Source organism: Pontibacter indicus (assembly GCF_900156345.1).
GTDB classification, from domain to species: domain Bacteria; phylum Bacteroidota; class Bacteroidia; order Cytophagales; family Hymenobacteraceae; genus Pontibacter; species Pontibacter indicus.
Genome location: NZ_FTPP01000001.1, coordinates 1,758,900 through 1,783,938, shown reverse-complemented (window position 1 = coordinate 1,783,938; position 25,039 = coordinate 1,758,900). Strand labels below are relative to the sequence as shown.

At 53.0% G+C, this 25,039-nt stretch carries 27 protein-coding genes; 18 read left to right on the top strand and 9 right to left on the bottom strand.

Annotated elements, in window-relative coordinates:
• Positions 1-63: 63 nt before the first annotated feature.
• Both B0B12_RS07605 and B0B12_RS07600 read right to left on the bottom strand, forming a co-directional pair.
• Positions 64-303 carry a hypothetical protein gene (locus tag B0B12_RS07605; protein WP_076667115.1) on the bottom strand — a complete coding sequence of 80 codons (240 nt, stop codon included), beginning with the start codon at positions 301-303 and terminating at the stop codon, positions 64-66.
• Positions 304-522: 219 nt separating this feature from the next.
• Complete coding sequence (locus tag B0B12_RS07600) at positions 523-1,866, bottom strand: neutral/alkaline non-lysosomal ceramidase N-terminal domain-containing protein (protein WP_076667113.1); 1,344 nt, start codon at positions 1,864-1,866, stop codon at positions 523-525.
• Between the two features lie 240 nt (positions 1,867-2,106).
• Here B0B12_RS07600 and B0B12_RS07595 point away from each other — a divergent pair, with 240 nt between their 5' ends.
• From B0B12_RS07595 to B0B12_RS07540, 12 genes are all read left to right on the top strand, one after another.
• Entirely contained in the window at positions 2,107-4,359 is a 2,253-nt protein-coding gene (locus B0B12_RS07595; RefSeq protein ID WP_076667111.1) for a Tex family protein, read from the top strand.
• A 205-nt stretch (positions 4,360-4,564) separates the two neighbouring features.
• Complete coding sequence (locus B0B12_RS07590; protein WP_076667109.1) at positions 4,565-5,203, top strand: porin family protein; 639 nt, start codon at positions 4,565-4,567, stop codon at positions 5,201-5,203.
• Between the two features lie 183 nt (positions 5,204-5,386).
• Positions 5,387-6,136 carry a YgaP-like transmembrane domain gene (locus tag B0B12_RS07585; RefSeq protein ID WP_076667107.1) on the top strand — a complete coding sequence of 250 codons (750 nt, stop codon included), beginning with the start codon at positions 5,387-5,389 and terminating at the stop codon, positions 6,134-6,136.
• 141 nt (positions 6,137-6,277) lie between these two features.
• A complete protein-coding gene (locus B0B12_RS07580; RefSeq protein WP_076667779.1) occupies positions 6,278-6,892 on the top strand; it encodes a hypothetical protein in 615 nt (204 codons plus the stop codon).
• 151 nt (positions 6,893-7,043) lie between these two features.
• Entirely contained in the window at positions 7,044-7,955 is a 912-nt protein-coding gene (locus B0B12_RS07575; RefSeq protein WP_076667776.1) for a M48 family metalloprotease, read from the top strand.
• Between the two features lie 104 nt (positions 7,956-8,059).
• Positions 8,060-8,779, top strand: a complete 720-nt coding sequence (locus B0B12_RS07570; RefSeq protein ID WP_076667105.1) for a head GIN domain-containing protein — start codon at positions 8,060-8,062, stop codon at positions 8,777-8,779.
• 14 nt (positions 8,780-8,793) lie between these two features.
• Positions 8,794-9,387 carry a hypothetical protein gene (locus B0B12_RS07565; protein ID WP_076667103.1) on the top strand — a complete coding sequence of 198 codons (594 nt, stop codon included), beginning with the start codon at positions 8,794-8,796 and terminating at the stop codon, positions 9,385-9,387.
• A gap of 219 nt (positions 9,388-9,606) precedes the next feature.
• On the top strand, positions 9,607-9,813 hold the full coding sequence (locus tag B0B12_RS07560) for a hypothetical protein (RefSeq protein WP_076667101.1): 207 nt from the start codon (positions 9,607-9,609) through the stop codon (positions 9,811-9,813).
• Between the two features lie 55 nt (positions 9,814-9,868).
• The gene (locus B0B12_RS07555) at positions 9,869-10,807 is read left to right on the top strand and encodes a M28 family peptidase (RefSeq protein ID WP_076667100.1); all 939 of its coding nucleotides are present in this window, start codon (positions 9,869-9,871) and stop codon (positions 10,805-10,807) included.
• 198 nt (positions 10,808-11,005) lie between these two features.
• Positions 11,006-11,779 carry an outer membrane beta-barrel protein gene (locus tag B0B12_RS07550; protein ID WP_076667098.1) on the top strand — a complete coding sequence of 258 codons (774 nt, stop codon included), beginning with the start codon at positions 11,006-11,008 and terminating at the stop codon, positions 11,777-11,779.
• Between the two features lie 125 nt (positions 11,780-11,904).
• A complete protein-coding gene (locus tag B0B12_RS07545) occupies positions 11,905-12,924 on the top strand; it encodes an SDR family NAD(P)-dependent oxidoreductase (RefSeq protein WP_076667096.1) in 1,020 nt (339 codons plus the stop codon).
• A 16-nt stretch (positions 12,925-12,940) separates the two neighbouring features.
• Positions 12,941-13,492 (top strand): NUDIX domain-containing protein, encoded by a 552-nt coding sequence (locus tag B0B12_RS07540; RefSeq protein WP_244554625.1) that lies wholly within the window; start codon positions 12,941-12,943, stop codon positions 13,490-13,492.
• Between the two features lie 72 nt (positions 13,493-13,564).
• Here B0B12_RS07540 and msrA read toward each other — a convergent pair whose 3' ends face one another.
• The 3 genes from msrA to B0B12_RS07525 form a co-directional block, all read right to left on the bottom strand.
• Entirely contained in the window at positions 13,565-14,107 is a 543-nt protein-coding gene (gene msrA, locus B0B12_RS07535) for a peptide-methionine (S)-S-oxide reductase MsrA (RefSeq protein WP_076667095.1), read from the bottom strand.
• A gap of 98 nt (positions 14,108-14,205) precedes the next feature.
• Entirely contained in the window at positions 14,206-14,904 is a 699-nt protein-coding gene (locus B0B12_RS07530; protein ID WP_076667093.1) for a DUF6565 domain-containing protein, read from the bottom strand.
• An 84-nt stretch (positions 14,905-14,988) separates the two neighbouring features.
• A complete protein-coding gene (locus B0B12_RS07525; protein WP_244554624.1) occupies positions 14,989-16,878 on the bottom strand; it encodes a glycoside hydrolase family 3 protein in 1,890 nt (629 codons plus the stop codon).
• Positions 16,879-17,103: 225 nt separating this feature from the next.
• Between B0B12_RS07525 and B0B12_RS07520 the strand changes: the two genes are divergently transcribed.
• The 4 genes from B0B12_RS07520 (at position 17,104) to B0B12_RS07505 (ending at position 20,183) form a co-directional block, all read left to right on the top strand.
• Positions 17,104-17,877: a rhomboid family intramembrane serine protease gene (locus B0B12_RS07520; protein ID WP_076667092.1), complete on the top strand. Its 774-nt coding sequence runs from the start codon at positions 17,104-17,106 to the stop codon at positions 17,875-17,877.
• Positions 17,878-17,920: 43 nt separating this feature from the next.
• Positions 17,921-18,643, top strand: coding sequence for a TVP38/TMEM64 family protein (locus tag B0B12_RS07515; protein ID WP_076667090.1), 723 nt, complete (start codon positions 17,921-17,923; stop codon positions 18,641-18,643).
• Between the two features lie 398 nt (positions 18,644-19,041).
• Entirely contained in the window at positions 19,042-19,554 is a 513-nt protein-coding gene (locus B0B12_RS07510) for an RlpA-like double-psi beta-barrel domain-containing protein (protein WP_076667768.1), read from the top strand.
• A gap of 65 nt (positions 19,555-19,619) precedes the next feature.
• Positions 19,620-20,183, top strand: coding sequence for an HD domain-containing protein (locus tag B0B12_RS07505; RefSeq protein WP_076667088.1), 564 nt, complete (start codon positions 19,620-19,622; stop codon positions 20,181-20,183).
• Between the two features lie 61 nt (positions 20,184-20,244).
• On the opposite strand, the gene B0B12_RS07500 is transcribed toward B0B12_RS07505, so the two are convergent.
• Complete coding sequence (locus tag B0B12_RS07500) at positions 20,245-20,436, bottom strand: hypothetical protein (protein WP_076667087.1); 192 nt, start codon at positions 20,434-20,436, stop codon at positions 20,245-20,247.
• A 187-nt stretch (positions 20,437-20,623) separates the two neighbouring features.
• On the opposite strand from B0B12_RS07500, the gene B0B12_RS07495 reads away from it, so the two are divergent.
• Complete coding sequence (locus tag B0B12_RS07495) at positions 20,624-21,625, top strand: sterol desaturase family protein (RefSeq protein ID WP_076667085.1); 1,002 nt, start codon at positions 20,624-20,626, stop codon at positions 21,623-21,625.
• 54 nt (positions 21,626-21,679) lie between these two features.
• Here B0B12_RS07495 and B0B12_RS07490 read toward each other — a convergent pair whose 3' ends face one another.
• Together B0B12_RS07490 and B0B12_RS07485 are read right to left on the bottom strand one after the other, a co-directional pair.
• A complete protein-coding gene (locus B0B12_RS07490) occupies positions 21,680-22,114 on the bottom strand; it encodes a hypothetical protein (RefSeq protein ID WP_076667084.1) in 435 nt (144 codons plus the stop codon).
• A 109-nt stretch (positions 22,115-22,223) separates the two neighbouring features.
• A complete protein-coding gene (locus B0B12_RS07485) occupies positions 22,224-23,273 on the bottom strand; it encodes a nucleoid-associated protein (RefSeq protein ID WP_076667082.1) in 1,050 nt (349 codons plus the stop codon).
• Positions 23,274-23,557: 284 nt separating this feature from the next.
• Between B0B12_RS07485 and B0B12_RS07480 the strand changes: the two genes are divergently transcribed.
• On the top strand, positions 23,558-24,238 hold the full coding sequence (locus tag B0B12_RS07480) for a porin family protein (RefSeq protein WP_076667080.1): 681 nt from the start codon (positions 23,558-23,560) through the stop codon (positions 24,236-24,238).
• A 76-nt stretch (positions 24,239-24,314) separates the two neighbouring features.
• On the opposite strand, the gene B0B12_RS07475 is transcribed toward B0B12_RS07480, so the two are convergent.
• On the bottom strand, positions 24,315-25,031 hold the full coding sequence (locus B0B12_RS07475; RefSeq protein WP_076667079.1) for a response regulator transcription factor: 717 nt from the start codon (positions 25,029-25,031) through the stop codon (positions 24,315-24,317).
• Positions 25,032-25,039: the final 8 nt, after the last annotated feature.

Genomic DNA, 25,039 nt, shown 5'->3' with positions numbered 1-25,039 from the left:
GCTAAAATGAAAACAGCCGGGCGTATACCCGGCTGTTCTGGTTCAACATTATCATCACATCACCTACTCGCGCACCCTCACCATAACAGGTACTGGTTTCAACTCTGGTCTGAACATCAGCCAAAGCACAACCCCCAGAATGGTTCCGGTCATGAAAGCAGGTATAACCACCAACAGGCCTCTAACGCCGCGGCTTTCAGCGTCGTGGTAAGTCCACACCAGCATGAAGATGACAAGTGCGGCATAGAGGGTCAGGGTTGTAAAAAAGAGTAAACTAGCTATATCAGGCAAAAACGTTTCCATTTTCAATGATTTAAGTAACACATGGTGAGGTATAAAGGCCTCACACTATTTAAACACTTATACCTGAGCTTTTGTTTATAACTATTTCAATACAATCATAGGAATATGGGTGATATGAAATTAGTATATTGTATTTATTCGGCTGGTTTGGTGCTAAAACAGAAAAAGCTGCCAGGGAAGATTGGAAAATATTTGCTCATCTTTGCATGAATCGCCAGGCTACGGTCGCCTATACTGCTTCAGAATCCTGTTGAGGATCTCCGTTAGGTAACTTCCGCTTTGAGGGCCGTAAAAGTTCATGGCGCGGGTTTCGCTTTCGTCAAGATAGTAATGCCGGTCGGGCGTGATATAGCCAGCGTAGCCCCCGTTGAAGCTGGTCACCACGACAGACTGGCCTTGCGGCTTCAGTTCAGGTACCAACTCCCCGGAATAGTCGGCTGGCACGCCCAGCAGCATCACATTGCCAAGCTGCAAGCTGCTAATATAGGTAGGGTATTTGCCGAAGAGCCAATGAAAAAGGGAAGGGGCCAAGCGGTAATTGTCAGTCAGGCGCCATTGGGGCTCAGGTAGGAATAGCTTCTGTCGGGCATAGCCGAGGCGGACCTTATGCTGCATCTCAACAGCTGGCAATTTCCGCTTAATGGCGGCTGCCAACTGCTGTCCGACGGAAGCTGTGCTCTGGTAGGTATCGCCATGGAGCGCCACCACCGCCTGACTGCCAACCGCACCAGCCGAAAACGCAGCGAAGTCCACAGTTTTTTCCAACTGGTCCACCATCTCGCCCGGGTAGTCGCGCGAAAGCACCGGATCCATGGAAGGCAGGATGGTAGCATGCGCTGAAAAAGTAGCTAGCACAGCCGTTTTGCCAGAAGCCTGTGCCATCTTGAAAAACCGGACAGTGGTATCCCGGCCAGCCAGAGAGTCTGTGAGGCGGTTGCGAACCAGGCGGGAGGTATACGCCTCGCCGTAGCCGAGTCGGGCAGGTTGCTTGTTTTGCCGGGCCAGTTGAATGCTCCGCACAATGTGCGCTGCCGTTTGCTTTACAATTTGCTCACTATACCTGCCGGCCATCAGCCAGCCCACCAGGTTCTCCCCCCACCCGCCGAAACTGGTGTGCGTATGGGTGGCGCTCAGGTATACCTGCCCGGGCTGTAGCCCCAGCCCCGCATAGGCTTTCTCCAATTCGGCCGTCACGGTCATAGGCGCGATGAGCATGTCCAGCGAAACAAAAAAGACCTCAGTCTGGCCGTTGTCAAACGCGAAGGTGCGCACCCAGGCGGAGTCATGCACAGCACTATACCTGAGCCCCCTTCGCTTGCCGTAGCCGGCTAGTGGAGAGCCGGCAGGGGGTGTGATGTTCACCTTGGCCCAACCCACCTCCAGCGAGTCGCTCTCAGTGGCAACCGGTGGCTGCTGCCCGAGTTCCTGCAGGGTAGCGCGGTAATAATCGGTCTGCGTGTACGGGGTATGGTCTACGCGTTTCAGCAGGCAGCCCTGCATTGTGCAAAGCAGCAAACTGAGTAGGGTCAGCAGGGTAATATGGCTGTGTTTCCGGGATTTCAAGCATGCGAAGGTATAAAAATATTCAGCAAACAGCAGGCTGGCCTTTCGCCAGCACCGCCAATTTACCTGCGTAAGTTGTTTCGCTTTCAGGCAATATCGCTTAAATTTGACGTTCCTTATCCGAAAAGGGTGTCCCTTGCTGCGAGAGGAAAATAGTGGGGAAGGACTCCTAAAACTGTCTGTATACCTTGTGACCGCATCTTTCCCCACGGCTGTGTTGCTTATTTTTTACCAAAATACATGGAATTAAACGTTGACCACTTAATCAAGATTGCCACCGAGCTCTCTATCACCATCAAACAGGTGGAGGCCACGGCAACCTTGCTGGACGAAGGCGCTACTGTGCCTTTCATCTCCCGTTACCGAAAAGAGGCTACCGGCTCGCTCGACGAAGTGCAGGTAGCGGCCGTGCGCGACCGCCTGGAGCAGCTGCGCGAGCTCGACAAACGCCGCGAAAGCATCCTCAAGTCCATCCGTGATCAGGAAAAGCTTACCCCCGAGCTGGAGGCACAGATCATGGCCGCCGAGACCATGGCCGTACTCGAAGATATTTACCTGCCTTACAAACCAAAGCGCCGTACCCGCGCCACCATCGCACGCGAGAAAGGACTGGAGCCGTTGGCCCAGCGCCTGTTTGAGCAAGAGAACTTCGATGTGGCAGCTGAGGCTGCCAATTTCGTCTCAGAAGAGAAAGAGGTGAAGGATGCCGAAGAGGCCCTGGCCGGTGCCCGCGACATCATGGCCGAGTGGATGAACGAGAACGCGGAGGCACGTTCCACCATGCGCCAGCTTTTCGAGAAGAAGGGCACCTTCAAAAGCCGCGTGATGATGGGCAAGGAAGAGGAAGGCCAGAAGTTCAAGGACTACTTCGATTGGGAAGAGCCGATCGAGAAAGCCCCTTCGCACCGCATTCTGGCCATGCGCCGCGGCGAAACTGAGATGGTGCTGCTGCTAAGCGCCCAGCCGGACGAGGAAGAAGCGCTGGACAAACTCGAGCGCATGTTCGTGAAAGGCAACAACGCCGCCGCAGAGCAGGTGAAGCTCGCCGCTAAGGACTGCTACAAGCGCATGCTCAAGCTCAGCATGGAAACCGAAGTACGCCTTTCCTCCAAGAAACGCGCCGACGAAGAAGCTATCCGTGTGTTCGCCGACAACCTGCGTCAGCTGCTGCTTTCCTCGCCACTTGGTCAGAAAACTGTACTGGCGTTAGACCCGGGTTTCAGAACCGGCGTGAAGTCGGTGGTGCTTGACAAACAGGGCAAACTGCTGCACAACGAAACGATTTACCCGCATACCGGTGCGCACAAGGAAAGCGAAGCCGCGCAGGCCGTCAGGTATATGGTCACCCGCTTTGAGGTAGAGGCCATTGCGATCGGCAACGGCACCGCCAGCCGCGAGACGGAAGCTTTCGTGAAGAGCCTGAAATTGCCAGCTTCGGTGCAGGTGGTAATGGTGAACGAAAGCGGTGCCTCTATCTATTCTGCTTCGGATGTAGCCCGCGAGGAGTTCCCAGACCAGGATGTAACCGTGCGTGGCGCTGTGTCTATTGGCCGTCGTTTGATGGACCCGCTGGCCGAATTGGTGAAGATCGATCCGAAATCGATCGGCGTAGGCCAGTACCAGCACGACGTGGACCAGACGGCTCTGAAACATTCACTTGACGACGTGGTGATGAGCTGCGTGAACGCCGTGGGCGTGGAAGTGAACACCGCCAGCAAGCAGCTGCTGACCTATGTATCTGGTCTCGGACCAGCCCTGGCGCAAAACATCGTGGACTACAGAAACCAGAACGGACCTTTCAAAACCAGAACTGAGCTGAAGAAAGTAGCGCGCCTGGGCGATAAGGCTTTTGAGCAGGCGGCGGGCTTCTTAAGAATCCGTGATGCCAAAAACCCGCTTGACGCATCGGCGGTGCACCCGGAAAGCTACCCGATCGTGGAGCAGATGGCCAAAGACCTGGGCGTAACCGTGCTGGATTTGATGCAGAAAGAAGAGCTGCGCAAGCAGATCAACCTGAAAAGCTACGTGACGGATACTGTTGGTTTGCCGACACTCCAGGACATCCTGAGCGAACTCGCAAAACCAGGCCGTGACCCGCGCCAGACGTTTGAGGCTTTCAGCTTCACTGAAGGTGTGAACGAGATTAAAGACCTGCGCGAAGGCATGAAACTGCCGGGCATCGTGACCAACATCACGGCTTTCGGGGCCTTTGTGGACGTAGGGGTGCACCAGGACGGCTTGGTACACGTAAGCCACCTTTCCGACCGCTTTGTGACCAACCCGCACGACGTGGTGAAGGTAGGGCAGAAAGTGGACGTAACCGTGCTGGAAGTAGACGTGCCGCGCAAGCGCATCTCCCTGAGCATGAAAGGCGACCCAACTGCAGCCCGCCCAGCTGGTGGTGGCGGCAAAAAAGGCGGTGCCAAACGAGAAGAAGAGCCAGCCAACGATTTTGCAGCGAAACTGGCCATGCTGAAAGGTAAATTCAAATAAGCTATACCTGGTTCAGGTATAGAAAAGCCCCGGCGAACAGCCGGGGCTTTTTTTTGTATGAGCCACTTTTTGACGATCTGAAAGCTAGCTAGAACCAGTAAGAACTGAATGGGTTGCAGTCAGTGGATAAACATTGTTTCCTGGTATATTTTGTAAATTGAATATTTATAGTGTGGTTTGCGCATATTTTAACCAAACCACTTTTATGAAAATCAAATTTTTGCTTTCTCTGCTGTTTGTTGTAGGTATGATATCTACATCAATTGCACAATCTGTTTCATTTGGTCCACGTGTGGGCGCTACGTTCTCAAAGCTTAGCCTATCGGACGGTGAGGACGATGAGATGGAGGATGAATTAAAGTATAACCCTGGTTTGCAGTTTGGTGCAGTGGCCAACTTTACTGTAAGCGAATTAGTGTCAATTCAGCCAGAGCTCCTTTTTATACAGAAGGGTTTTAAAATGGGTGACAGCGACGCTTACATTAAGGGCAAAAGTAACTACATCGAAGTACCGGTGCTAGCAAAAGTTAGTTTTGGGTCGGAGCAAGTAAAGGGCTTCGTAACGGGCGGTCCTACAGCCGGCTACCTGGTTAGTGGCAGATCTTCGATCAAGTTTGGCGATAACGAAGTAAACACTGATTATGAGTTTGAAGACGAAGACAACAGAATGGAGTTTGGCGCTAGCTTTGGCGTAGGCTTAGCATATGGCCTTGGTGCAGGAGCACTTAACCTGGATGTGCGCTACGGATTTGGCCTCACTAACCTTTACGAAGTAGAATCAGGTGAGAGCAAATCTAAAAACCGTGTATTGGGAGTTTCTGTAGCTTATCTGTTCGGGAAATAATTATCCTACTGTTAAGATATTGTGAAGGGGCTGCCTTTTAGAGGCCGCCCCTTTTATTTTTAGGATTACCAACGGAGATGCTTGCTTATACCTGATTAGAAGGAGATATAAACTGCACACAGCAACTATAATAGCACCAACCCACGTATCCACTAATACAAAATAGAACAAAACCAATAAGCTATGGATACATACAACCCCAATTATTCGAAGATGCTCCAAACGGAGCATATATTTCCGCCTGCCTCGGGCTCCAGCCATATCAACGTGGGGCGGCCGGAGCGTGTACTCTCCGCCGTAGGCGGCGCAGCAATGGCCCTGGTCGGACTGCGGCGGGCTGATACTGTTGGCTGGCTGACCGCGCTGGCTGGGGGAGCGCTCATATTCAGGGGCATGACGGGCTTCTGCTTCGTGAACAATATGATTGGCCGTGACACGGCCGAGAACGAGGACATTTCAGTGGAAATCATCAAGACCATCACCGTGGAACGGCCCCGCACAGAGGTATACCAATTCTGGCGTATGCTCGAGAACCTACCGAAATTTATGGAACACCTGGAAAGCGTCCGGTCCAACGGTCCGCAGCGCTCGCATTGGGTAGCCAAAATTCCGGGCGGCATGGGCACCATTTCCTGGGATGCGGACATCATTCACGAAAAAGAAAACGAGCTGATCGCCTGGCGCTCCCTGCCTAACTCCGACATCGACAATGCCGGTGAGGTACGATTCTCGGATTCGCCGGATGGTCATGGCACCATTGTGCAGGCAGTAATCTCCTATAGCCCGCCAGTTGGTTCTGTGGGAGGGCTGGCCGCCAAAATGCTCAACCCGATGCTGAAGAGCATGGTAGAAAAAGACCTACGCTACTTTAAGCGCTATATGGAGACAGGCGAGGAGAAGCACAAACACCACCAGCCACTCGGCGCTACCTGATGCGCAGGTAAACAGCGTTAAGTCACATAAACGAAAGCAGGTATGGCGATTAACTATACCTGCTTTTTTTTGCCTCACCTGAACGGCATATAGTAACTATTGCGTTATTTGCATATCAGTATGTATGATAATCTGCTGAAGATGAAGAGACTATCTAACGTGGCTTTGCTCCTGATACTGCTGGTTGCTGGTTTGTCCTGCAGGCAGGCACAGGATATCAAGGCGTTTACCGAAGCAAAGTATAGCCTGCGGAGCGTAAAGGACATCAAACTGAATGGAATTGATGTAGAGGAACGCATCCAGCAGCGGCGCGGCTTTTCGAACGAGGAGCGCGACAGTCTGCTGACAGCCGTCACCAGCAACTCGCTGGAGCTAGGCGCTACGCTGGCATTGCACGTCACCCTGCAGGAGCAAAGCGAGGAAAAGCGAAACCTGACCATTACGCGCCTGAAATGGCTGCTGGAAGTGGAGGGCGAAGATGCGCTGACAGGCACCATCGAAGAAACCATGGTGCTGCAGGAAGGGCTGAATTCGTTGCCGATCTCCACACCAGTGGGGCTTCCCTCGCATGAAAACCTGCCAAAGTACACAGGCCTGTCCCGCCTTATCACCCTACTGGGCCAGCGAACGGACATCAGGGAGCACGTGACGCTCAAGATCAAGCCCACTATCAAAACACCGGTAGGGAACATCGAGTCACCGGCCTTTATCACGGTCAGTAAACCAAGCAGTCTGGTCGCTTTCTTTAAACAGTAACTCGGTCGATTTCTTCCGCTCAGGTATAAGCTCTCTGGAAAAACTAGAAGTGTAATTCTGGCAAAGTAGTTGCATAGCAAGCTATACCAGCCTCCACGCATTTTTCGTTTTGGATATGCTGTGTCTATCCATCACCAGAAAGGGAAAACATATGAACCGATTGAAGATAACGAGCCTGGCCCTGCTATTGGCCCTGTCGCCCTTCTTGGGGGTGCTAGCCGAGCAGCTGCCAGCTCCCGAGCCTTATACCTCCGCCAACGCGGCCCCCCGCGATGTGATCACTGAGATCATAGATGTGATCGGACTGAAGCCACGCTTTGAGGTGCGCTCCGCCAACATCGAAAACGCCGCTGCTGTGATCCACAACGGCAAGCGCTACATCCTTTACAACGAACATTTTCTGGATGCCATCAACAACGCCGTGCACACCGACTGGGCCGGCGTTAGCATCCTGGCCCACGAAATCGGGCATCACCTCAACGGCCATACCTTGTCGCGGCAGGGAAGCAACCATGCCGATGAACTGGAGGCAGACGAGTTTTCGGGCTTCGTGCTCCGCAAAATGGGTGCAAGTTTGGAGGAGGCGCAGGCTGCCATGCAGGTGCTGTCTGATGAAAGGAGCTCTGCCACGCACCCGGGGCGCAGCTACCGGCTGGCGGCAATCAGCAGGGGCTGGGGCAATGCCGATGCCCAACTGCTGGCCAGCGCAAACGGACAGCAGCAACAGCCGGCAGTAACCAGAAGCCGGCCGCCACAGCAGGCAAGAGAGCAAGTACAGCCACCGTCGGCCAGAGCCAACACCGTATCGCAAGGGCTGGATAGCCGGCTAGTGCTGCGGAGGGTCGTGTTCAACAATGCACCCGACGAGCAGTTTTTCCTGACCACAAGATTGCAACTGGTACACATGACCGAGCGCGGTGCCCGCATCATCGGCAAACTGGCCCGCACCAACAACCGCGACTACCCTTTCTATTTCGAGAGCGATTACCTGCAAGGCCTGTTCGTGACAGACAGTGGCGTGCTGGTTAACCAGCGTGGCCAGCGAGTGGGGCATTTCAGCTAAAAAATTAGTGATGGCGGCCAATTATTGAGTAGACAGCGCAGGCGGCTTTGTGCAGCGGTAGCAGGATTCGCTAACTTGCCGGTGTAACCAAGATGCCTAAAACTATGAAATCTATTAACTTTGGCTGTCGGGTGCTCCTGCTGCTCCTGCCAGTGCTGCTGTTCTCTTCCTGCGATGACGAGGATTGTATCCGGGGAAGGGGCGATGTGGAGACCCGGGAGTTTAACCTGGATGCGGTCAGCGGACTGCGCGTGAACGGGGATGCCCGCGTGTTTGTTAGGAGGGGAGCTACGCAGCGAATTGAGGTGCGGGCGCAACCGAATGTGCTGGACGCGATTAACACCAGTGTCTCGAATGGCCTCTGGTATCTCAGTTTCGACAGGTGCCTGCGCAGCCACAAAACCATGGAGGTACACATGACCGTGCAGGAGTTGAACAGTGCCGAAATGATCGGGTCTGGTCGCATAGAGCTGCTGGACGAGTTTGAGACAAACGACTTCCGCGCTGTGCTGGATGGCTCAGGCTCCCTCCGCATAAACGTATCGGCGGATAGAGTCAACAGCAGGCTGACTGGTTCTGGCAACATCGAGCTGATAGGGGAGACGGACGGACAGGAAATCAGCCTGACCGGCTCCGGAAACGTAAAGTCCTTTGGACTGCGCAGCGAAAGCGCCGGCGTGGCGCTGAGCGGCTCCGGCAATGTGGAAGTTCATGCGGCCAATGAGCTGGCTGTTACAATCTCCGGAAGCGGAAATGTGTACTATCAGGGTAGCCCCAATATTAACTCAACTATTTCAGGCTCAGGCAAGGTAATCAAGCGCTGAGCAGCACAAAACAAATGATCAGAAAGACAAATCTCTTACATATCGCCCTACTGCTGGGCATCGTCTTATTTGCCTTTTCGTGCGGCACTAAGAGCGACGTAGATGCTTTTAAGGAAGCAAAGTATAGCCTGTCAGGTATAAACGAAGTGAAGCTGAACGGCGTGAATGTGCTGAACAAGAAAAGGCCTGAGGATTTTTCCTTTACGGAGGCAGCCCTACTGCTTTCAGCCTTCTCAGACAATAACCTGTCCGCCTTCTCGAGCCTGGGGCTAAACGTGGAACTGGGCGAGGGTAACCAGGACCGCAGCATGACGGTGACCAAACTGAAGTGGCAGTTGCTGCTGGATGGCAAGCAAACCCTGAGCGGCATCGTGGACGAACCAGTAGAACTTCGACATGGCCTGAACACCATCAACGTGCGCACGCCCATTAAACTGGCGGAGGAAAACGGCAGCTCCGGACTGAATAACCTGTTGCGGCTCGTTACGATGTTTTCTGAGAAAGATAAGGGCAGCCGACCGGATATTTTACTGCAGATCAAACCCACCATCCAAACCTCTGTAGGGCCGGTAGAGGTACCTGCCTTTATTGATGTGAAGAAAATGTAAAAAACTAGAATACAATTAGTTGCTATACCTGAACGGGCCGGTCTGCAGATCGGCCCGTTCTGTTTTCAGGACTTCAAAAGCCATCCGGGAGCATCTGAGAGGGGTTCTGTAATTTGTTTTAAAATAATTGTAACATTTGTATTTGATGAACGTATGTGGCACGCTCCTTGTTTAAATCACATCTGACAACCATTTGTAAGACCAAAAACAGGAACGAACATGGAATTCGACGTAATTGTGGCAAACGACTTGAAGGCACTTGTATACAGAGTACAGGACTACGTGAAAACTGGATGGGTGCTGAAGGGCGAGGTATTTGAGAAAGACGGAAGCTATACCCAGGAGGTGGAGCGTCGTGTGGCGGACAAGAAGAAGCCTGCTGCACGTCAGAAAAGCTGGGTTTCCTGGCCTGTGCTGGACAACTAATTTTTTGTAAAGGCGTGCTTGCGATTTTGTAGTAAATTCGCTCAAAATAAAACTTATGAAACGCCGTCTCTCTTTTGTCTTCTTACTAATTTGTACTCTTCAGCTGTCAGCACTCGCTCAGAAAGCAGTGCTCAATCCGCAGACCCTGCTGCGCGACGTGAAGGTGCTGTCCGCCGACTCGATGGCCGGCCGGCTGAGCGGCACAGAGGGCAACCGGATGGCGCAGGAGTACATTGAAAAGCGTTTCAGCGAGATCGGGCTGCAAGCCTATAACAACAGCTACCGCCATACCTTCCGCCTCGAAAGTAGGGGCATCGTAGTGGAAGAGGCCATCAACCTGATCGGCTTTATACCTGGCAAAACAGACAAAACCATCGTGCTGACGGCGCACTACGACCACGTAGGCGTGCGAAAGGACGAGATCTATAACGGCGCCGACGACAATGCCTCCGGTGTAGGCGCGCTGCTGGCCGCTGCAACCTATTTCAAAAAGAACAAACCTTATTATACCCTGGTCTTTGCCGCGCTCGACGGTGAGGAGCTGGGTTTGCAGGGCGCTAATGCCTTTCTCGAAAACCCTCCGCTCGCACTGGACCTGATTCAGCTGAATGTGAACATGGACATGCTCAGCCTAAACGACAAAGGGGAGCTCTATGCCAGCGGCGCTTACCACTATCCGGTGCTGTTGCCGTTGCTGCAACAGATCAAACCAAGACCGCAGGCCAGGCTGCTAACAGGGCACGACCGTCCTGAGCAGGGCAAAGATGACTGGACGCGTCAGTCAGACCATTATCAGTTCCACAAGCGCCAGATCCCTTTCATTTACTTCGGCGTAGAAGACCATCCGCACTACCACAAACCAACGGATGTGTACGAAAATATCAACCCCACTTTTTATCCGGATGCAGCCGCACTCGTAATCGATTTTGTGCAGTTGCTGAACAAGAAGCGTCCTGCTTTGCGCGCAACTGCCTCAGCCGTTGAGTCTTATTAAAAGCGACTGCCGTTAGCAGAGCCTATTCCAAATTATAATATGGTATAGCTAAGTTTATCTTATCATGGCTATATTATAATGTATTTATAAATTTTCATGATCCTTTCCGGTGGCCTTGCGTAGATAGGGGAGCAAGCCCGCCATTCCGATACCTGGGCTGCCAACCACACAAACCCTAAAGAGAAACCTGTCTGAAGCATGAACAGGAGCAGATACTTCCTACTACTATTAGTTTTGGTCACCCTTTCTGTTTGCACTACCGCCCAGGCGCAGGATAATGCCATTCGCCGTATGGGTATGAGCAAGATCCCGGAGCGTGGTCTGGTCATTCAAGCTAGCGCAGGTCTGGCCGCTGTGAAAAGCGACATTTGCGGAAGCTACGATTGCAACGATATTGGCCCGGGCTTCGGCATTGGCGCCTTGTTCAAGTATAACCCCTTTTGGTCCATCAGCGGCGAGGTGGAGTACATTAAACTGGGTGCCTCCGAGAAGACTTTTCAGGACAATATCACGTTTGAGTCGAGGGTGATCGAGGTGTCCGGGATGCTGGTGTATAACCTGATGGACAGCTACGCCGGATCCAACAACTACCGCTCGACGCGCAAGCGCTTTGCAGTGCCTTTCGTAAAAGGCGGCGTAGGCTTCGTTTACTACACGCCCAGTTCCTATCCCACTAACAGGGCTCCTAATTCTGACATTACCTACGACCGTCTGCGCTCCTATCCGGCCATTGCCGGAGTTATTCCGTTTGGCGGCGGTATACGCTTCCGCTTTTCCGACCAGATCAGCGTAGCGCCTGAGGCCACCTACCACCTGACCACTACTGATTACCTCGATAATGTTACCCGCGTAGAGAACACCAAAGATCACTATGCGACAGTGTCGGTTAAGCTGCTCTATACCCCGATGCCTAAAAACGAAGTGTTCACAAGCAAACGACAGGGGGTGAGCCCTTTCAAGAAGAAGAAATAAGCGGCGCGTTATACCTGTCCTTTACCGGTTTACGAACCCAGCCCGCACTCCTTCCCGTAGACCCAATAACCGGAACAGTTGCCTGTACGCTGCATCCGGTTATACCTGCTATACCTGTGTAAACTATGAAATCAGAACAGAGAAGAAACCTGTGGTGGCTGGCCGCCGGAGCGGGCGCCTTGCTTGCGGCACGTGCCATCAACCGTAAACTGAATGCCTATAGCTTCCGAAACAAGACAGTGCTGATAACGGGCGGCGCCCGCGGACTGGGCTTCGTGATGGCGCGCCAATTGGCCAATGAGGGCGCCCGGCTGGTGCTATGCTCCCGCGATGAAAGGCAGCTCGAAGACGCCCGCATGGAACTGGCTGGCAATGGTGCCGATGTGATGGTGTTTCCCTGCGACGTGACCCAGCAGGCGCAGGTAGAGGAAATGATTGGGCGGGTGCAGCAGGAATTCGGACAGATCAATGTGCTGATCAACAATGCAGGCATCATCACGGCGGGTCCACTGGAGGAGATGACCGTGAAAGACTTCGAAGAGGCCATGCAGACCCATTTTTGGGGACCCCTCTATACCACGCTGGCCGTATTGCCTTCCATGAAAGCCCGCGGCGGCGGTCGCATCCTCAACATCGCCTCCATTGGCGGAAAGCTAGGTGTTCCGCACCTGGTACCTTATAGTGCCAGTAAGTTTGCCTTGGTGGGTCTATCCGAAGGTTTGCGCGCTGAGCTGAAGCAGTATAATATCACCGTGACCTGCGCCTCTCCGGGCCTGATGCAGACCGGCAGTCCACGGCATGCCAACGTTAAGGGACAGCATGAAGAGGAGTATACCTTGTTCAAGATTGTCGACTCGAGCCCGCTGACATCCATCAGCGCTGAAAGCTCTGCCAAGTCTATCCTGGATGCTTGCCGCCACGGGGATGCTGAAGTGGTGACGTCTATACCTGCTAAGATCGGTGCATTCGTACACGGCATCTCCCCGGAAACCACGACCGATATTTTTGAGCTGCTCAACCGCATGCTACCCGGCCCAACTGGCGAGCAGCGGGCCAAGAAAGGCTACGAGAGCGAAACGCCGCTTTCCATGTCGGGCCTGACGGAGCGCACGCAAAAGGCGGCTTTCCGAAACAACGAACTCTAACTTATACCTATACCTGATGGCAGGCCATACCCTGGCTTTGCCTATATTCGCCCTTATGGAAATCAAGAAAAGAGAAACGGCCTACGACGGCTACTTCAAAATCTATAAACTGACCGTGGCCCAGAACGGCCATACCTTTACGCGGGAGCAATTTGACCGCGGCACCGCAGTAGCTTCCATGGTATACGACACAGAGAAACAACGCTACATCCTGACCCGGCAGTTTCGGGTGGGCTCTGAATCGGAACTGGTGGAAGTGGTGGCCGGTATGGTAGACGAAGGCGAAAACCCCGAAACCAGCATTGCCCGCGAGATAGAGGAAGAAATTGGCTACCGTGTGGACAGCCTGAAGCATCTGCACACCTTTTATTCATCTCCGGGCGGCACCACCGAGAAAGTGCTGCTCTACTACGCTGAGGTATCGCACCAGCATGCCGAAGGGGGTGGCAAGGACGACGAGCACGAACACATTGAGCTGGTGAGCTATACCCGGGAAGAGCTGCTGAAAGAAAGCTTTACCGATGCCAAGACGATCATCGCCCAGCAATGGGTGCAGCTGCAAGGCTAAAGGCAAGGTATACAGGTATAAAAAAGCCTCAGTCACCGTTTTTGGTAGCTGAGGCTTTTAGTTTTAGCAGAATCACCGTGCCACTCCGGGCTTCAGTTTGTCTGCAAACACTTTTTTGAACTTCTCTACTTTCGGTCGGATCACAAAACTGCAGTAAGGCTCGTGCCCGTGCGTGTTGAAGTAGTTTTGATGATAGTCCTCGGCCGGGTAAAATTCCTGCAAAGGTTCAATCGTGGTCACGATTGGGCTGTCATAGGCGCCTGACGCATCAAGCTCCTTTAGGTATCTTTCCGCTTTTTCGCGCTGTTCGTCGTTGTGATAGAGCACGATAGAGCGGTACTGTGGCCCGATGTCGTTGCCCTGTCTGTTCAGGGTGGTCGGGTCGTGGGTGCTCCAGAACACTTCCAGCAGCTCGTCATAGCTGATAGTGTCCGGGTCGTAGGTAATTTGCAGCACCTCAGCGTGGCCGGTGGTGCCGGAGGTAACCTGTTTGTAGGTCGGGTTCTCCATGTGCCCCCCTGCGTAGCCCGACTCCACTTTCTGAACGCCCGCCAGTTCCTGAAACACCGCTTCGGTGCACCAGAAGCATCCTCCTCCAAATGTTGCTTTTTCCATCTTTCTCGCTTTAAAATACGTACAGGCTTTCAGCTAAAAGCCATCGGCTATACCTGTGCAAAGGTATAGGGACTAAACAGAAAAGCCTGCCATAAGTTTTAATTACGCATATTTCGCATTGTGCTTTGGGCGTCGGCGGCCCCCTCCAGCGTCAGGTATTCAGCCTGCAAGGCCCTGATCTTGAGCTTGTCGCTGTTCGAAAGCTGGTTCTCCACTTGCCCGCGGCGCTGGTTAAGTTGGCCGTATACATTGTCTACGTAGTCCCAGTCGTGCTGTGTCCAGTTGCGGCGCTTGGCCCGGATTACGCCCATAAAAGTCAGGTAGGCTTCGCGCATGTCCTGCGGGGCGATGCTTTCGGTGTCTTTGAACTCACGGAGCAGCTGCTCTTCCCACTGGTCGAGCTCGGCGCGGTCGAGCGGTGTGCTCAGACGGCGCTCCTGGCGGTTCTCCCAGCGTTCGTAGCGCTCCTTCAGGCGGGCGTACTCTGCTTTGGAGTCGGCGGAGAGACTATCGAGATTTTCCTCTATCTCCGCGCTTCGCTTCCTGAAATCTTCTTTAATGCCGGGCATTTCGCGCTGTATGGCCGTGTCGCCCCGCTCCACTTTCTCGTTCATCCAGCCCCGCAGCGATTCCAGTCGTTCGCCTACGGTGCGGCCGGTGCGCTCCACGCGGGCCGTGTCGGCAGGCACTTCTACTGTTATTTCTTCGGTTTCCTGGGCGGTGCGGTTTCCTTCGCAGCTCCAAAGCAGCAAAACTGCGAGTAAACCAGTCAGGTATTTGGGTTTGAGGTTAAGCATTTATTTTTCAAATTTTTAGGGTTGGTGCGCTATGGCGATGTCTATACTTGCCATCATACGCAAAGCAACCCGACAAGATGCTTTCTAGGGATTCACGGCCAAAAGGGGCTTGTCTTTGCTGATGCCGTGGCCGTAGGGGTAGTGCCTGTTAACGGTAACGGGTAGCTTGCCGCGCGCCGGTATCTTCCCGAAAAGCAGCTTGGCCGCCGCCACCTGCGCGTGCATGTGGGCCTGATAAGCCATGACGAGCGCGCGACTCTTATGTATGTCCGGGAACTGGTTTAAGGTATAGGGGTTGTCAAAAAGCGTCATGACGGTCCGGTTAGAGCGGGCCAGGTCTGACACAAAGTCGACTGCTTCTTTGGAATAGCCCAGGCGGTTGCTTGGCGCTACACTCGGCCCGTAAAGCCCCACCACCACCAGGTCGTAGCCCCTGAGCTTCTGCTTCATTTTCTTTACCTCTTTGGCATTGGCCTTCCGTGATAGCACAAAGTTGGCATCGATGCGGGCATACTTGTTTACCTCGCGCTGGAAAATGCTGGGACGCACCACACCGAACGAGAGCGTGGCAATGGTTTTTCGCTTCTTCTGGCGGATGGGCAGCAGGTTCTTCCGGTTGTTGAGCAACGTCATGGCGGCCTCGGCCAGTGCGTGATTGGTGCTGTCGGCTATACCTGGGTTCAGGTCTTCATACAGATTCTCCAGTTCGATGGGCTTATACCTGTCCAGCCCCACCCAGGCTTTGGCAGCCAGCATTTTTTTGCAGCGCGCGTCAATCTCTTCTTGTGTGATATAGCCCAGGGCGATAGCTTGCTTGATGGCCTGTATGGCTTTGGGCACGCTGTTGAGGCGCTCCAGTACATCATTTCCCGCAATAAGGGCGCGTGCCTCCGCCTCTCCGGGAGGAAAATACTTGGTCACGCCCTTCATCACCATGGCATCTGTGAAGACCAGTCCTTTGAACTCCAGTTTTTTCTTGAGTAGGTTGGTCACAATGGGCCTGGATAGGGTAGAGGGCAGGTTCATGGTAGTGTCGAGCTCGGGCATGTGCATGTGCGCCACCATGATGCCGCCAATGCCGTGCTTGATTAGTTCCCGGAAAGGGTATAGCTCCAGCGAGTCGAGGCGAGCTCGGTCATGGGGGATGATGGGCAGGTCGTAGTGGGAGTCCACGTCGGTGTCGCCGTGGCCCGGAAAGTGCTTGGCCACCGCAATGATACCGTTCTCCTGCATGCCGCGCATGTAGGCCAGGCTTTTGGCGGTCACGTCCAGTTTGTCCTCCCCAAAGGCCCTGTAGCTGATGATAGGGTTCTGGGGGTTATTGTTGATGTCGGCCACCGGCGCGAAATTGACGTGCATGCCCAGCCGCTTGAACTCCTCGGCCACCTCTGCCCCCATGCGGTAAATCAGGCCATTGTCCTCGATGGCGCCCATCATCATCTGAAACGGATACTGCACGGTGCTGTCAAGTCGCATGCCCACACCCGTCTCGGCGTCCATCGAGATCAGGAGCGGCACTTTGGAGGCGGCCTGCAGGCGGTTGTTCAGAATAGCCTGCCGCACGGGTCCGCCCTGAAAATAGATGATGCCGCCCACTTTATACTTTCTTACCAGGTTCATCACGTCCGCCTCGTACTTTGGGCCTTTGTTGGAGAATGCCTCAATGATGATGAGCTGTGCGATGCGCTCCTCCGGGCTCAGCGTCCGGAAGACAGAGTCCACCCAGGGCGAAGGGCGCTCGATGGCCTCTATCAGGGAACCCGGCCGCGTATAGGGAGCCTCCTTGGGGAAAAACTCCGGATTGTCCTTCTCATCACGCGCATAGGCCTTGCTCGTGTCGGAGCTTTCGCAGGCACTCAACAGCAGGATACTGCAGAGCAACCAGATGCAAAGTGCTGGCAGACGGCTGGCTATCGGGTGAGGCAGGTTGGCGTGCATGGTACTCTTGGTGAAATCACCTCTGTTACTTCTCAATTTTATTCGGTTTAGGACGACAGGCCTTATACGCTACAGTGCATGGCCGAAATGGAACTGATACGATATAGAACGTGAAAAGTACGGATTACGCATGCGAATTGTGACCGGTAGCCCTTATCTTGCTGCTGTGCGGGTGTAATTGGTGCACGACCAGACACCACCCCGCTACGTATAGCCTGACCACGACTAAAAGAGGAATCGCCTTCTCTCCGACAAAGCCCAATGATACAAGCAACGCCCACGCAGATGAAAGCCGAACACGAGCGCTTTGCCTACAGTTTTCTGCCGGGCACCTTGTTTGTAGGACTCATCTGGCTGGTGGCCTTGCTTTCGTACCTAAACGATGTGAATCTGGCTTGGCTGGGCATCCACCCCCGCGACTTCCTGGGACTGATCGGGGTATTCCTGGGGCCACTTATCCATTCTGGTCTCATTCACCTGCTCTCCAACTCATTTCCGTTGGTGCTGCTTTCGGGCTTTATCCTGTTTCTGCACCGGCCAGTGGCGCTGCGCGTGTTCGTGCTCGTATACCTGCTAAGCGGACTTTTTACCTGGTTCATAGGTCGGGATGCCTACCATGTGGGGGCAAGCGGCGTGGTATACGGCCTGGCCGGCTACCTGCTGTTCAACGGGGTTATGCGTCGCGACAGGGCAGGCTTGGCTGTTTCGCTGGCCATTCTGTTTTTGTACAGCGGCCTGTTTTATGGCTTGTTTCCTTCTGAGGAACGTATCTCTTGGGAAGGCCACTTGGGCGGGCTGCTCACAGGGCTAGTGGCAGCCCTGTTTTACGGGGAGCACGTCGATATAAAACAGCCTGCTATACCTGTTGCACCGCCGCTCAGTCAGGCAGAGCAGAGGGCACAGCAGCTTCACCAGAGCAGCACGCTTATGGGCCAGCAATATACATGGCGCTATACCTTGGTGAGCGATGAACCGCCCAAAAAGTTTGATCAGAAAGCCAGCCTGAATGCCAAATCAGGTATGCTGGAAACCTAACCCAAAGGTTAAAACCTGCGTCTAATCACGAAAACAGATACTTATGTCTCAAAACACCGCCGCAGAACAGCAGGATATAAAACAAAGCAAATGGCCCTTGGCCGTCACAGCCGGTATTATTGGCCTGTTGGTCCTCTCTTATTTTGTATTCCCCGCTTTTCAGGCTACTATCAAAGAAGGCTGGGATGTGCTGACGAGCGAGGATGAAGCGCGTATTTCCAGCTGGGTAGAGCAATTTGGTTTTTGGGGACCGATCTTCATTATACTGGCCATGGTCGCGCAGATGTTCCTGGTGGTGGTGAATGTAGTGGCCCTGATGCTGGTGGCCATTATCGCGTACGGTCCTGTTTGGGGTTCAATTATAGCGCTGGTTGCCGTGTTGGTCGCCTCTACCGTGGGCTATTTTATAGGTAGGGGATTGGGGGAAGCTGGCGTGAGTAAGATCATTGGACACAAGGCCGAAAAGAAGGTATGCGGCTTTGTGTCGGACTACGGGATCTGGGCTGTGATCGTGGCACGTATCTCTCCCTTTTTGTCTAACGACGCGGTTAGCTTTGTAGCCGGCCTCACCAGAATGAGCTATTTTAAATTCATCGGCGCCACTTTAGCAGGTATTACGCCGCTCACCGTACTGTTGGCTTGGCTAGGCGAAGAAAATGACCGCCTCATGAATGGTTTGATCTGGGTAGGAGGGCTGAGTTTGTTGCTCTTCATAGGCTATGTGGTGTATGACAAATACATCAAGAAGACGCATAGCGGACACTAGGTAATTGCCATCAAAAGTGCCTGGTTTGGTCAGCTTTATAAATTACAATTTGAGGGGCGTTTAGACAGTGAAAAGTCGAAATTGCTAAGACATATTTCTGATATGTTTTTAATTTTAATTATTGTTTTTTAGTGAAAATTTTAAATTTATATATAGACTGAGCTGTTCGGCCAGAACGTCAAATTTTAAATACCTGGCCTTTATATAGCGCTTTTGGTAAGCTTAATTTACACTTTTTATCGGTCCTAATTTCGTCTGGGTTGCAAAACCTAATTTCTATAGCCGCCGTTTAAGCGGTTTGTTATTATAGAAATGATGTTTCACGAAATGGACTGAATATGTTTAGAGTCAAAATGCTCGCAGTAGTGATTTCCATTTTTGTAACTTTTTTCGATGAAATGGCTGTCACAGAACCTGAAAATTCAAACCCTCCAAATGAGGTAAAGCAGCAAGAACTGATCTCTCCCCGAATCATAGAAAAAGTACAAAAATACCCTGATTACCCTCCTTACCCGGAAACTTTTACCGTAACGGCCACCGTCTATTACCCTGAGAAAAACCAGACGGACAGAAACCCGCTCATCACGGCCGACGGCTCCCGCATCAACCCCAAAAACCCGAAACAACACCGCTGGATTGCCCTCTCACGCGACATGCTGGCACGCTGGGGCGGTGATATTCAATATGGCGATACCGTGTGGTTGCGCGGTGTCTCAGACGACCTGGACGGACAGTACATTGTCCGCGATACCATGAACCGCCGCTTCACAAACCGTGTCGATATACTCGTAGGCCGCAAAGACAACATTTACGGCAGGTGGGACAATGTCAAAATTGCCAGATCTGAGTTCCCAGATGAAAGCGAGTTCGACTTCCAACCAAGCTATTACGGCTTTGCGATGCGGGATTAAGTTTGCCTGATGTGCAGGTATGGGTTGAATTTGCTACATTCGGTTTGTAAAATCCTGAACTAGCTATGACAAGACAAGAAGCCCGCACGATATTGGAGCAAATGACTACCAGCGAGAGCCTGCTGCGCCACGCCCGCACCGTAGAATTGGTAATGGAGGCCTACGCCAACAAACTGGGAGAGAACACGGACGAATGGGCCATTGCCGGCCTGCTGCACGATGCCGACTACCAGGCCTACCCCGATCAACACCCGAACGTGATCGTAGACCTGCTGCACGAGAAAGGGGAGGAGCGCATCGCACACGCCATCTCGGCGCATTACACTCACTGGGGCGTCCCCTACGAAACCACCCTCGACAAAGCCCTGATCGCCTGCGATGAGATAACCGGCTTTATTGTAGCCTGCGCGCAGGTGCGGCCACAGCGCCTGGAGGGGCTGGAGGCAAAGTCGGTCATGAAAAAGCTGAAGACCAGCGGATTTGCCGCCTCCGTGGACCGGGAAGAAGTGCGCAAGGGCGCTGAGCTTTTCGGCGTGGATATCAAAGAGCACATCGACTTTATCATCAGCGTGCTGCAACAGCACCAGGCTGAACTGCAGCTCGAGCCCATCGCCCAGGGCGAGGTATAGAACATACTCCAACTATTATGAAAGCCGTGTGGGTGCATTCGCTGTGCCTGCACGGCTTTTTTTACGCCAGGTAATATTGCAGCGCCTCCAGTCCTTTGGCGTTGTCGTCAGCCTCTACCACTTCGTCTATCACAAACTGAATTTCCTGTTCGCTCCAGTTCTCCTTCTCGGCGGCTTTCACAAAGAGGTCGATGGCAGCGTAACGGTTAGTGCCAGTAGGGATGTTCATTCTTACTTTCTTGCGGATGTTCATGTCGTTTATCTTTTAGGCAAGATTACGCAGGTATTTTCATAAAACCAATGTCGGCGACCTCCCACTTCTCCAGCAACTCTTAGCCCTTCTGGATAATATAATAGGATATTGGTTATATTTTCTTGCTCAACCCTTTGCTAAAAGCCTCCGTTACTTAAGGCTATACCTCTGCACGAACTGGAAGCTTATGGAGAAGGAAGTCTTTACGATAGATCACATCGCTGAGCTGGATAACCTGACCATCATGCATCTGGCAGCGCCCATTATTGTAGCCTCCGTCCTGATTGAGTGGTACGTGGGTGTGCGAAAGAAGCGCCATTATTATGAAAAAAGGGACTTTATGGCGGCGCTCTGGATCGGAGCAGGAAGCGCCCTGGTGGGAGCAAGTTTAAAAATCGTGTTCTTCACCGCTTCCATGATGGTGTACAACGCCGTTCCCTGGGCTATACCTAGGTCCTGGTGGGGTTTTGTAGTCGGGTTTGTGGCGGTTGACTTCTGCAGGTACTGGGCGCACCGCATCTCGCACGAGCAGCGGTTCTGGTGGGCAACGCACGTGACGCATCACTCATCCGAAAAAATGAATTTCGCGATCTCGCTCCGCACCGGCTGGACCTCACCCATCAAGTTTTTGTTTTTCCTTCCAGTGCCTTTCCTTGGCTTTGACCCGTTCACGTTTTTTGTCTGCCACCAACTGGCGGTGCTCTACCAGTTCTGGGTTCACACGGAGCTTATCCGAAAGTTGCCGGCACCGGTAGAGTATCTGTTCGTGACTCCCTCGCACCACCGCGTGCACCATGGCTCCAACCCCAAGTACATTGATAAAAACTACGGCTCTACCTTCATTATCTGGGACAGGATGTTCGGCACTTTCCAGAAAGAAGAGGAAAAACCCACCTACGGCCTTACCACACCGGTCAGCTCCTATAATCCAATCTACCTGGTCTTTCACGAATGGGTGGACATTGGCAAAGATCTGAGGCACGCGCGGTCATTCAGGGAAGCCTGGGATATCCTGTTTAAACCGCCTGGAACGGTTGTGACAGCCCATCAGCGGGAGCAGGAGACTGTGGACGAGCAGGAAGAGACGCTGTTACAAGTAACGCCTTCCCTGCAAATGGGCACGGCTATACCTGCCGAAATGGAGTTGGAAGAGCAGGTAAGCGAACCCGGCGACCGGCAGGCGGGTTAACGAAAAAGCATGGCGACTACCATGCTTTTCTGATTTTATTCTCTCTTCTATTGCCTAGTAGTTGTTATCGTATTGTTGGGACTGACTCTGGGCTGGGTTGCTTCTGGCTTCGCGCGGCACCCCCATCTTCTCTTCGCGACGGGACTGGTATTGGGCAAACTGTTGCTCGGTCAGGATGTCCTTGATCTGCGAAAGCCTTGTCTGGCTGATCATGTCCATCTGCTGAGCTAGTTTAGGCGGGTTGTCGCGGTGCTTTTTGCGGGCCTCCTCGGCAAACTTCATGCTGCTGCGGTTCACTTCTTTCAACTCAGCGGCCTGCTTCGGGCTCAGGCGCAGGTTCTTCACCATGCCGGCCGTTATCTCGTCAGCACGCTGCTCTACGGTAGGCGGGGCACTTTGCGTGGTACGGGCCTTTTGAGCGGGTGCTTGTGCCAACGCTGCGGTGGTGGCAAAGGCAAAAAGTAAGGCGGCAAGAACTGATTTTTTCATATCTCTTTTAAAGCTTATCATCGGTGCTTTCTTCTCTATCAAATACTGTTCCGGTCTTTCTGCAACATGGCCGGGTCAGGTATAGTTTCTATACCTCAGCTAGCTAACGCTACGACTCCGAGTGGAAGTATACCTTATAGAAGTGCATGCCGCGCTCCTGGTCGAAGCCACGCTCCACGTATTGCTCGCTCTGCTCCGGGTTATACCCACTGAACTTGATCTCGATCTGGGTGTCGAGCTTGATGAAGTTGCGGAACTTACGCTTCATGTTCTTCACCGTGTTTTTGTTGATGGCAAAATCCGTGAAGCCCTCGATGTCGCGCTCCTCGGCAAAGGCCTGGGTATAGTTCTTAAAGCGCTCGGCCGTCTCCGGCTCGTCGATCACGCTGCTGGTGAATTCTTCCAGGTCAAAAGTTTCGCTTTTAGAAAAGTAGTCCACGGAGCGGCTGATGAAGTCCACTTGCGCTTTTTTGCTGTCGGTTTGGGCGAACACTTCTTCCGAGAAATCCTTGCAGAGGTTGAGGGCCGTCTTGGTGTTGAAGTTGGTGTCCTTCAGCTCGGTCACGTGCAGGAAATCCTCTTTCCAGAACACGGCGTCGGTGCTGTTGGCGTCCACTAGCTTCACCCGGAAACCGTCTTCAGCCTCGGTGTTGAAGATCAGGCAACCTTTGTCCACGCTCTTGATGTTCACCCCAAAGTGGTAGTTCATGCTCAGGTCGTCGTCCTCTTCCTGAAAGGTCAGGAACGTGTCCTTGTTCTCAGACTTGAAAATACCGATCGCATCCACAATGTCGTCCTCCATCAGGCAGCCCGACAAATGCACCACGTACAGTTCGCCGCTCTTCACTTTGGGGTGGTCCGACTGTTCATACAAGTGGTTGAGCACGTGCACGGAGTACTCCAGAAATTTCTGGGGCTCTGTAAACATCAGCGCCGCGTAAGCGAACATCTCGTTCAGGGCGAGGTCGGAGGTATGGTGGAAGCGGAAGAACTCCTCCTGCTTAAAGGGGGCCAGGAAATAATTCGTCAGCAAATCCATCAGCTGTTCGTCGCGCAAGTCGACCAGTTCTTTCGACGCGATCACGCCTTCTTCCTTCGCCTTGTTGCCTACCCGGTGCACGGCCAGCCTGTTCAGCCGTACCTGTCTTTTGTCGTTCATCTGGCTATACCTTATACCTGACCCAGTTGCGGGCCAGGGGCTGCAAAGGTAGGCGCAAGGATGCCTATGGGCAAATAAGAAACATGAATTAGCGAGCTTTATTTTGTGGCAATTTCAGCCTTTATAAAATATTTTACAGGTATAAAATATTGATTATTAATTATTTGTACCTAAGCGTGAACTTTTTTAGATATTCTCGATCATAATTTGGCACGGTTCTTTCATTTCACCCATCAAGCAGCGCAGCTTAGAGTTTTAGTTTTCAATATTTAAGGATAGGTGAGATGAAAAAGGTATTTCTACTACTGGCCGTCGTTCTGGGAATGGCGGTAACTCAGGCAAGTGCGCAGCAAAAAAGTCCCGTGCGCATCGGTATTAAAGCGGGTGTGAACATGGCCGAATGGCAGGGGCAAACCATCAACAGTGCCCAGGATTTAATGGATATGACCAATGGCTCTCTGAACCGCAAGATGCGCGAGGGTTTCCATGTGGGCGGGGTGGTGTCTATACCTGTACTCCCGGGCTTCGAGATTGAGCCGGGCCTGTTGTACTCTCAGAAAGGGATGCGCCTGACAGGCAAGATCCCGATGGAGCAATTTGACTTTCTCAACGCCGGCGTGACAGTCACCAACAAGGCAGAGTACCTTGACATGCCGATTCTGGCGAAGATCTTTATAGGCGACGGCTTCCATATTTTTGCAGGTCCTCAGTTCTCATACCTGCTCTCCAACAAGGTACAGGTACAGGCAGGAGCCCTGGGCTTCAACGCCCTGAACCGCGAGTGGGACGTGAACAATGGCTTCCGCGAACTGGATGTGGCGGCCACCGGAGGTATAGGCTATCGTTTTGCCAGTGGCTTTAACGTAAGCGCCGGCTACGACTACGGCCTGACCACCGTAGATGCCAACCGCAACTTCGACACCTTCAACCGGGTGATCAAGGCCTCTGTAGGATTTACCTTCTAAGAAAAGAGTTTAAAGTTTGTAATAGTGTTTTGGTGAAGCACACAGGCCGCTACTTTTGGTAGCGGCCTGTTTCGTTTCAGAGCATGACGCCGTTGTGGGCACACAGCCGGTAGCCTTGCCCGTGTATGTTGATGATCTCGACTGCAGGGTCGTGGCGCAGGTATTTGCGGAGTTTGGCGATGTAGACGTCCATGCTGCGGCCTGTAAAGTAACTGTCTTCGTGCCAGATGCGCAGCAGCGCCTCCTCGCGCGGCATCACATCGTTCAGGTGCTGGCAGAGCAGGCGCAGCAGGTCGGCCTCCTTCGGCGAGAGCTTCTGGATGTCGCCATTGTAGTGCAGCAGGCGCAGCTTGTACTGAAAGCGATACTGCCCGATGTTATACTCAGTCACTTCCGGCTTTTCCGCGGCTGCGTTGCCGCCTTTGCGGTGCATGATCGCCTTTATCTTGTAAAGCAGCACCTCCGAGTCGAAGGGCTTGGTGATGTAGTCGTCAGCGCCGATCTTAAAGCCTTCCAGCATGTCCTCGCGCATGGCTTTGGCCGTCAGGAAAATCAGGGGCATCTCAGGCTGCAGCTTCTTGATTTCGCGGGCCAGCGTGAAACCGTCCTTTTGCGGCATCATCACATCGAGGATGCACAGGTCAAAATCCTGTTTCCGGAAAGCCGTAATCGCCTGGCAGCCGTCGGGGCAGAGCGTCACCTCGTAGTCATGCAGCTCCAAATAGTCTTTCAGCACGATTCCGAAATTGGGGTCGTCTTCGGCAAGCAGTATGTTCAGTCCTTTGTCGCTCATGTGGTGAC

What these genes read in the sequence shown, in the direction of transcription:
- B0B12_RS07545 (WP_076667096.1), top strand. Translation starts at nt 11,905, where the DNA reads ATGAAATCAGAACAGAGAAGAAACCTGTGGTGGCTGGCCGCCGGAGCG.
- B0B12_RS07500 (WP_076667087.1), bottom strand. Translation starts at nt 20,436, where the DNA reads ATGAACATCCGCAAGAAAGTAAGAATGAACATCCCTACTGGCACTAAC.
- B0B12_RS07510 (WP_076667768.1), top strand. Translation starts at nt 19,042, where the DNA reads ATGGCTGTCACAGAACCTGAAAATTCAAACCCTCCAAATGAGGTAAAG.
- B0B12_RS07485 (WP_076667082.1), bottom strand. Translation starts at nt 23,273, where the DNA reads ATGAACGACAAAAGACAGGTACGGCTGAACAGGCTGGCCGTGCACCGG.
- B0B12_RS07505 (WP_076667088.1), top strand. Translation starts at nt 19,620, where the DNA reads ATGACAAGACAAGAAGCCCGCACGATATTGGAGCAAATGACTACCAGC.
- B0B12_RS07550 (WP_076667098.1), top strand. Translation starts at nt 11,006, where the DNA reads ATGAACAGGAGCAGATACTTCCTACTACTATTAGTTTTGGTCACCCTT.
- B0B12_RS07575 (WP_076667776.1), top strand. Translation starts at nt 7,044, where the DNA reads ATGAACCGATTGAAGATAACGAGCCTGGCCCTGCTATTGGCCCTGTCG.
- B0B12_RS07530 (WP_076667093.1), bottom strand. Translation starts at nt 14,904, where the DNA reads ATGCTTAACCTCAAACCCAAATACCTGACTGGTTTACTCGCAGTTTTG.
- B0B12_RS07475 (WP_076667079.1), bottom strand. Translation starts at nt 25,031, where the DNA reads ATGAGCGACAAAGGACTGAACATACTGCTTGCCGAAGACGACCCCAAT.
- msrA (WP_076667095.1), bottom strand. Translation starts at nt 14,107, where the DNA reads ATGGAAAAAGCAACATTTGGAGGAGGATGCTTCTGGTGCACCGAAGCG.
- B0B12_RS07480 (WP_076667080.1), top strand. Translation starts at nt 23,558, where the DNA reads ATGAAAAAGGTATTTCTACTACTGGCCGTCGTTCTGGGAATGGCGGTA.
- B0B12_RS07595 (WP_076667111.1), top strand. Translation starts at nt 2,107, where the DNA reads ATGGAATTAAACGTTGACCACTTAATCAAGATTGCCACCGAGCTCTCT.
- B0B12_RS07540 (WP_244554625.1), top strand. Translation starts at nt 12,941, where the DNA reads ATGGCAGGCCATACCCTGGCTTTGCCTATATTCGCCCTTATGGAAATC.
- B0B12_RS07520 (WP_076667092.1), top strand. Translation starts at nt 17,104, where the DNA reads ATGATACAAGCAACGCCCACGCAGATGAAAGCCGAACACGAGCGCTTT.
- B0B12_RS07605 (WP_076667115.1), bottom strand. Translation starts at nt 303, where the DNA reads ATGGAAACGTTTTTGCCTGATATAGCTAGTTTACTCTTTTTTACAACC.
- B0B12_RS07580 (WP_076667779.1), top strand. Translation starts at nt 6,278, where the DNA reads ATGAAGAGACTATCTAACGTGGCTTTGCTCCTGATACTGCTGGTTGCT.
- B0B12_RS07560 (WP_076667101.1), top strand. Translation starts at nt 9,607, where the DNA reads ATGGAATTCGACGTAATTGTGGCAAACGACTTGAAGGCACTTGTATAC.
- B0B12_RS07590 (WP_076667109.1), top strand. Translation starts at nt 4,565, where the DNA reads ATGAAAATCAAATTTTTGCTTTCTCTGCTGTTTGTTGTAGGTATGATA.
- B0B12_RS07585 (WP_076667107.1), top strand. Translation starts at nt 5,387, where the DNA reads ATGGATACATACAACCCCAATTATTCGAAGATGCTCCAAACGGAGCAT.
- B0B12_RS07555 (WP_076667100.1), top strand. Translation starts at nt 9,869, where the DNA reads ATGAAACGCCGTCTCTCTTTTGTCTTCTTACTAATTTGTACTCTTCAG.
- B0B12_RS07515 (WP_076667090.1), top strand. Translation starts at nt 17,921, where the DNA reads ATGTCTCAAAACACCGCCGCAGAACAGCAGGATATAAAACAAAGCAAA.
- B0B12_RS07565 (WP_076667103.1), top strand. Translation starts at nt 8,794, where the DNA reads ATGATCAGAAAGACAAATCTCTTACATATCGCCCTACTGCTGGGCATC.
- B0B12_RS07490 (WP_076667084.1), bottom strand. Translation starts at nt 22,114, where the DNA reads ATGAAAAAATCAGTTCTTGCCGCCTTACTTTTTGCCTTTGCCACCACC.
- B0B12_RS07495 (WP_076667085.1), top strand. Translation starts at nt 20,624, where the DNA reads ATGGAGAAGGAAGTCTTTACGATAGATCACATCGCTGAGCTGGATAAC.
- B0B12_RS07570 (WP_076667105.1), top strand. Translation starts at nt 8,060, where the DNA reads ATGAAATCTATTAACTTTGGCTGTCGGGTGCTCCTGCTGCTCCTGCCA.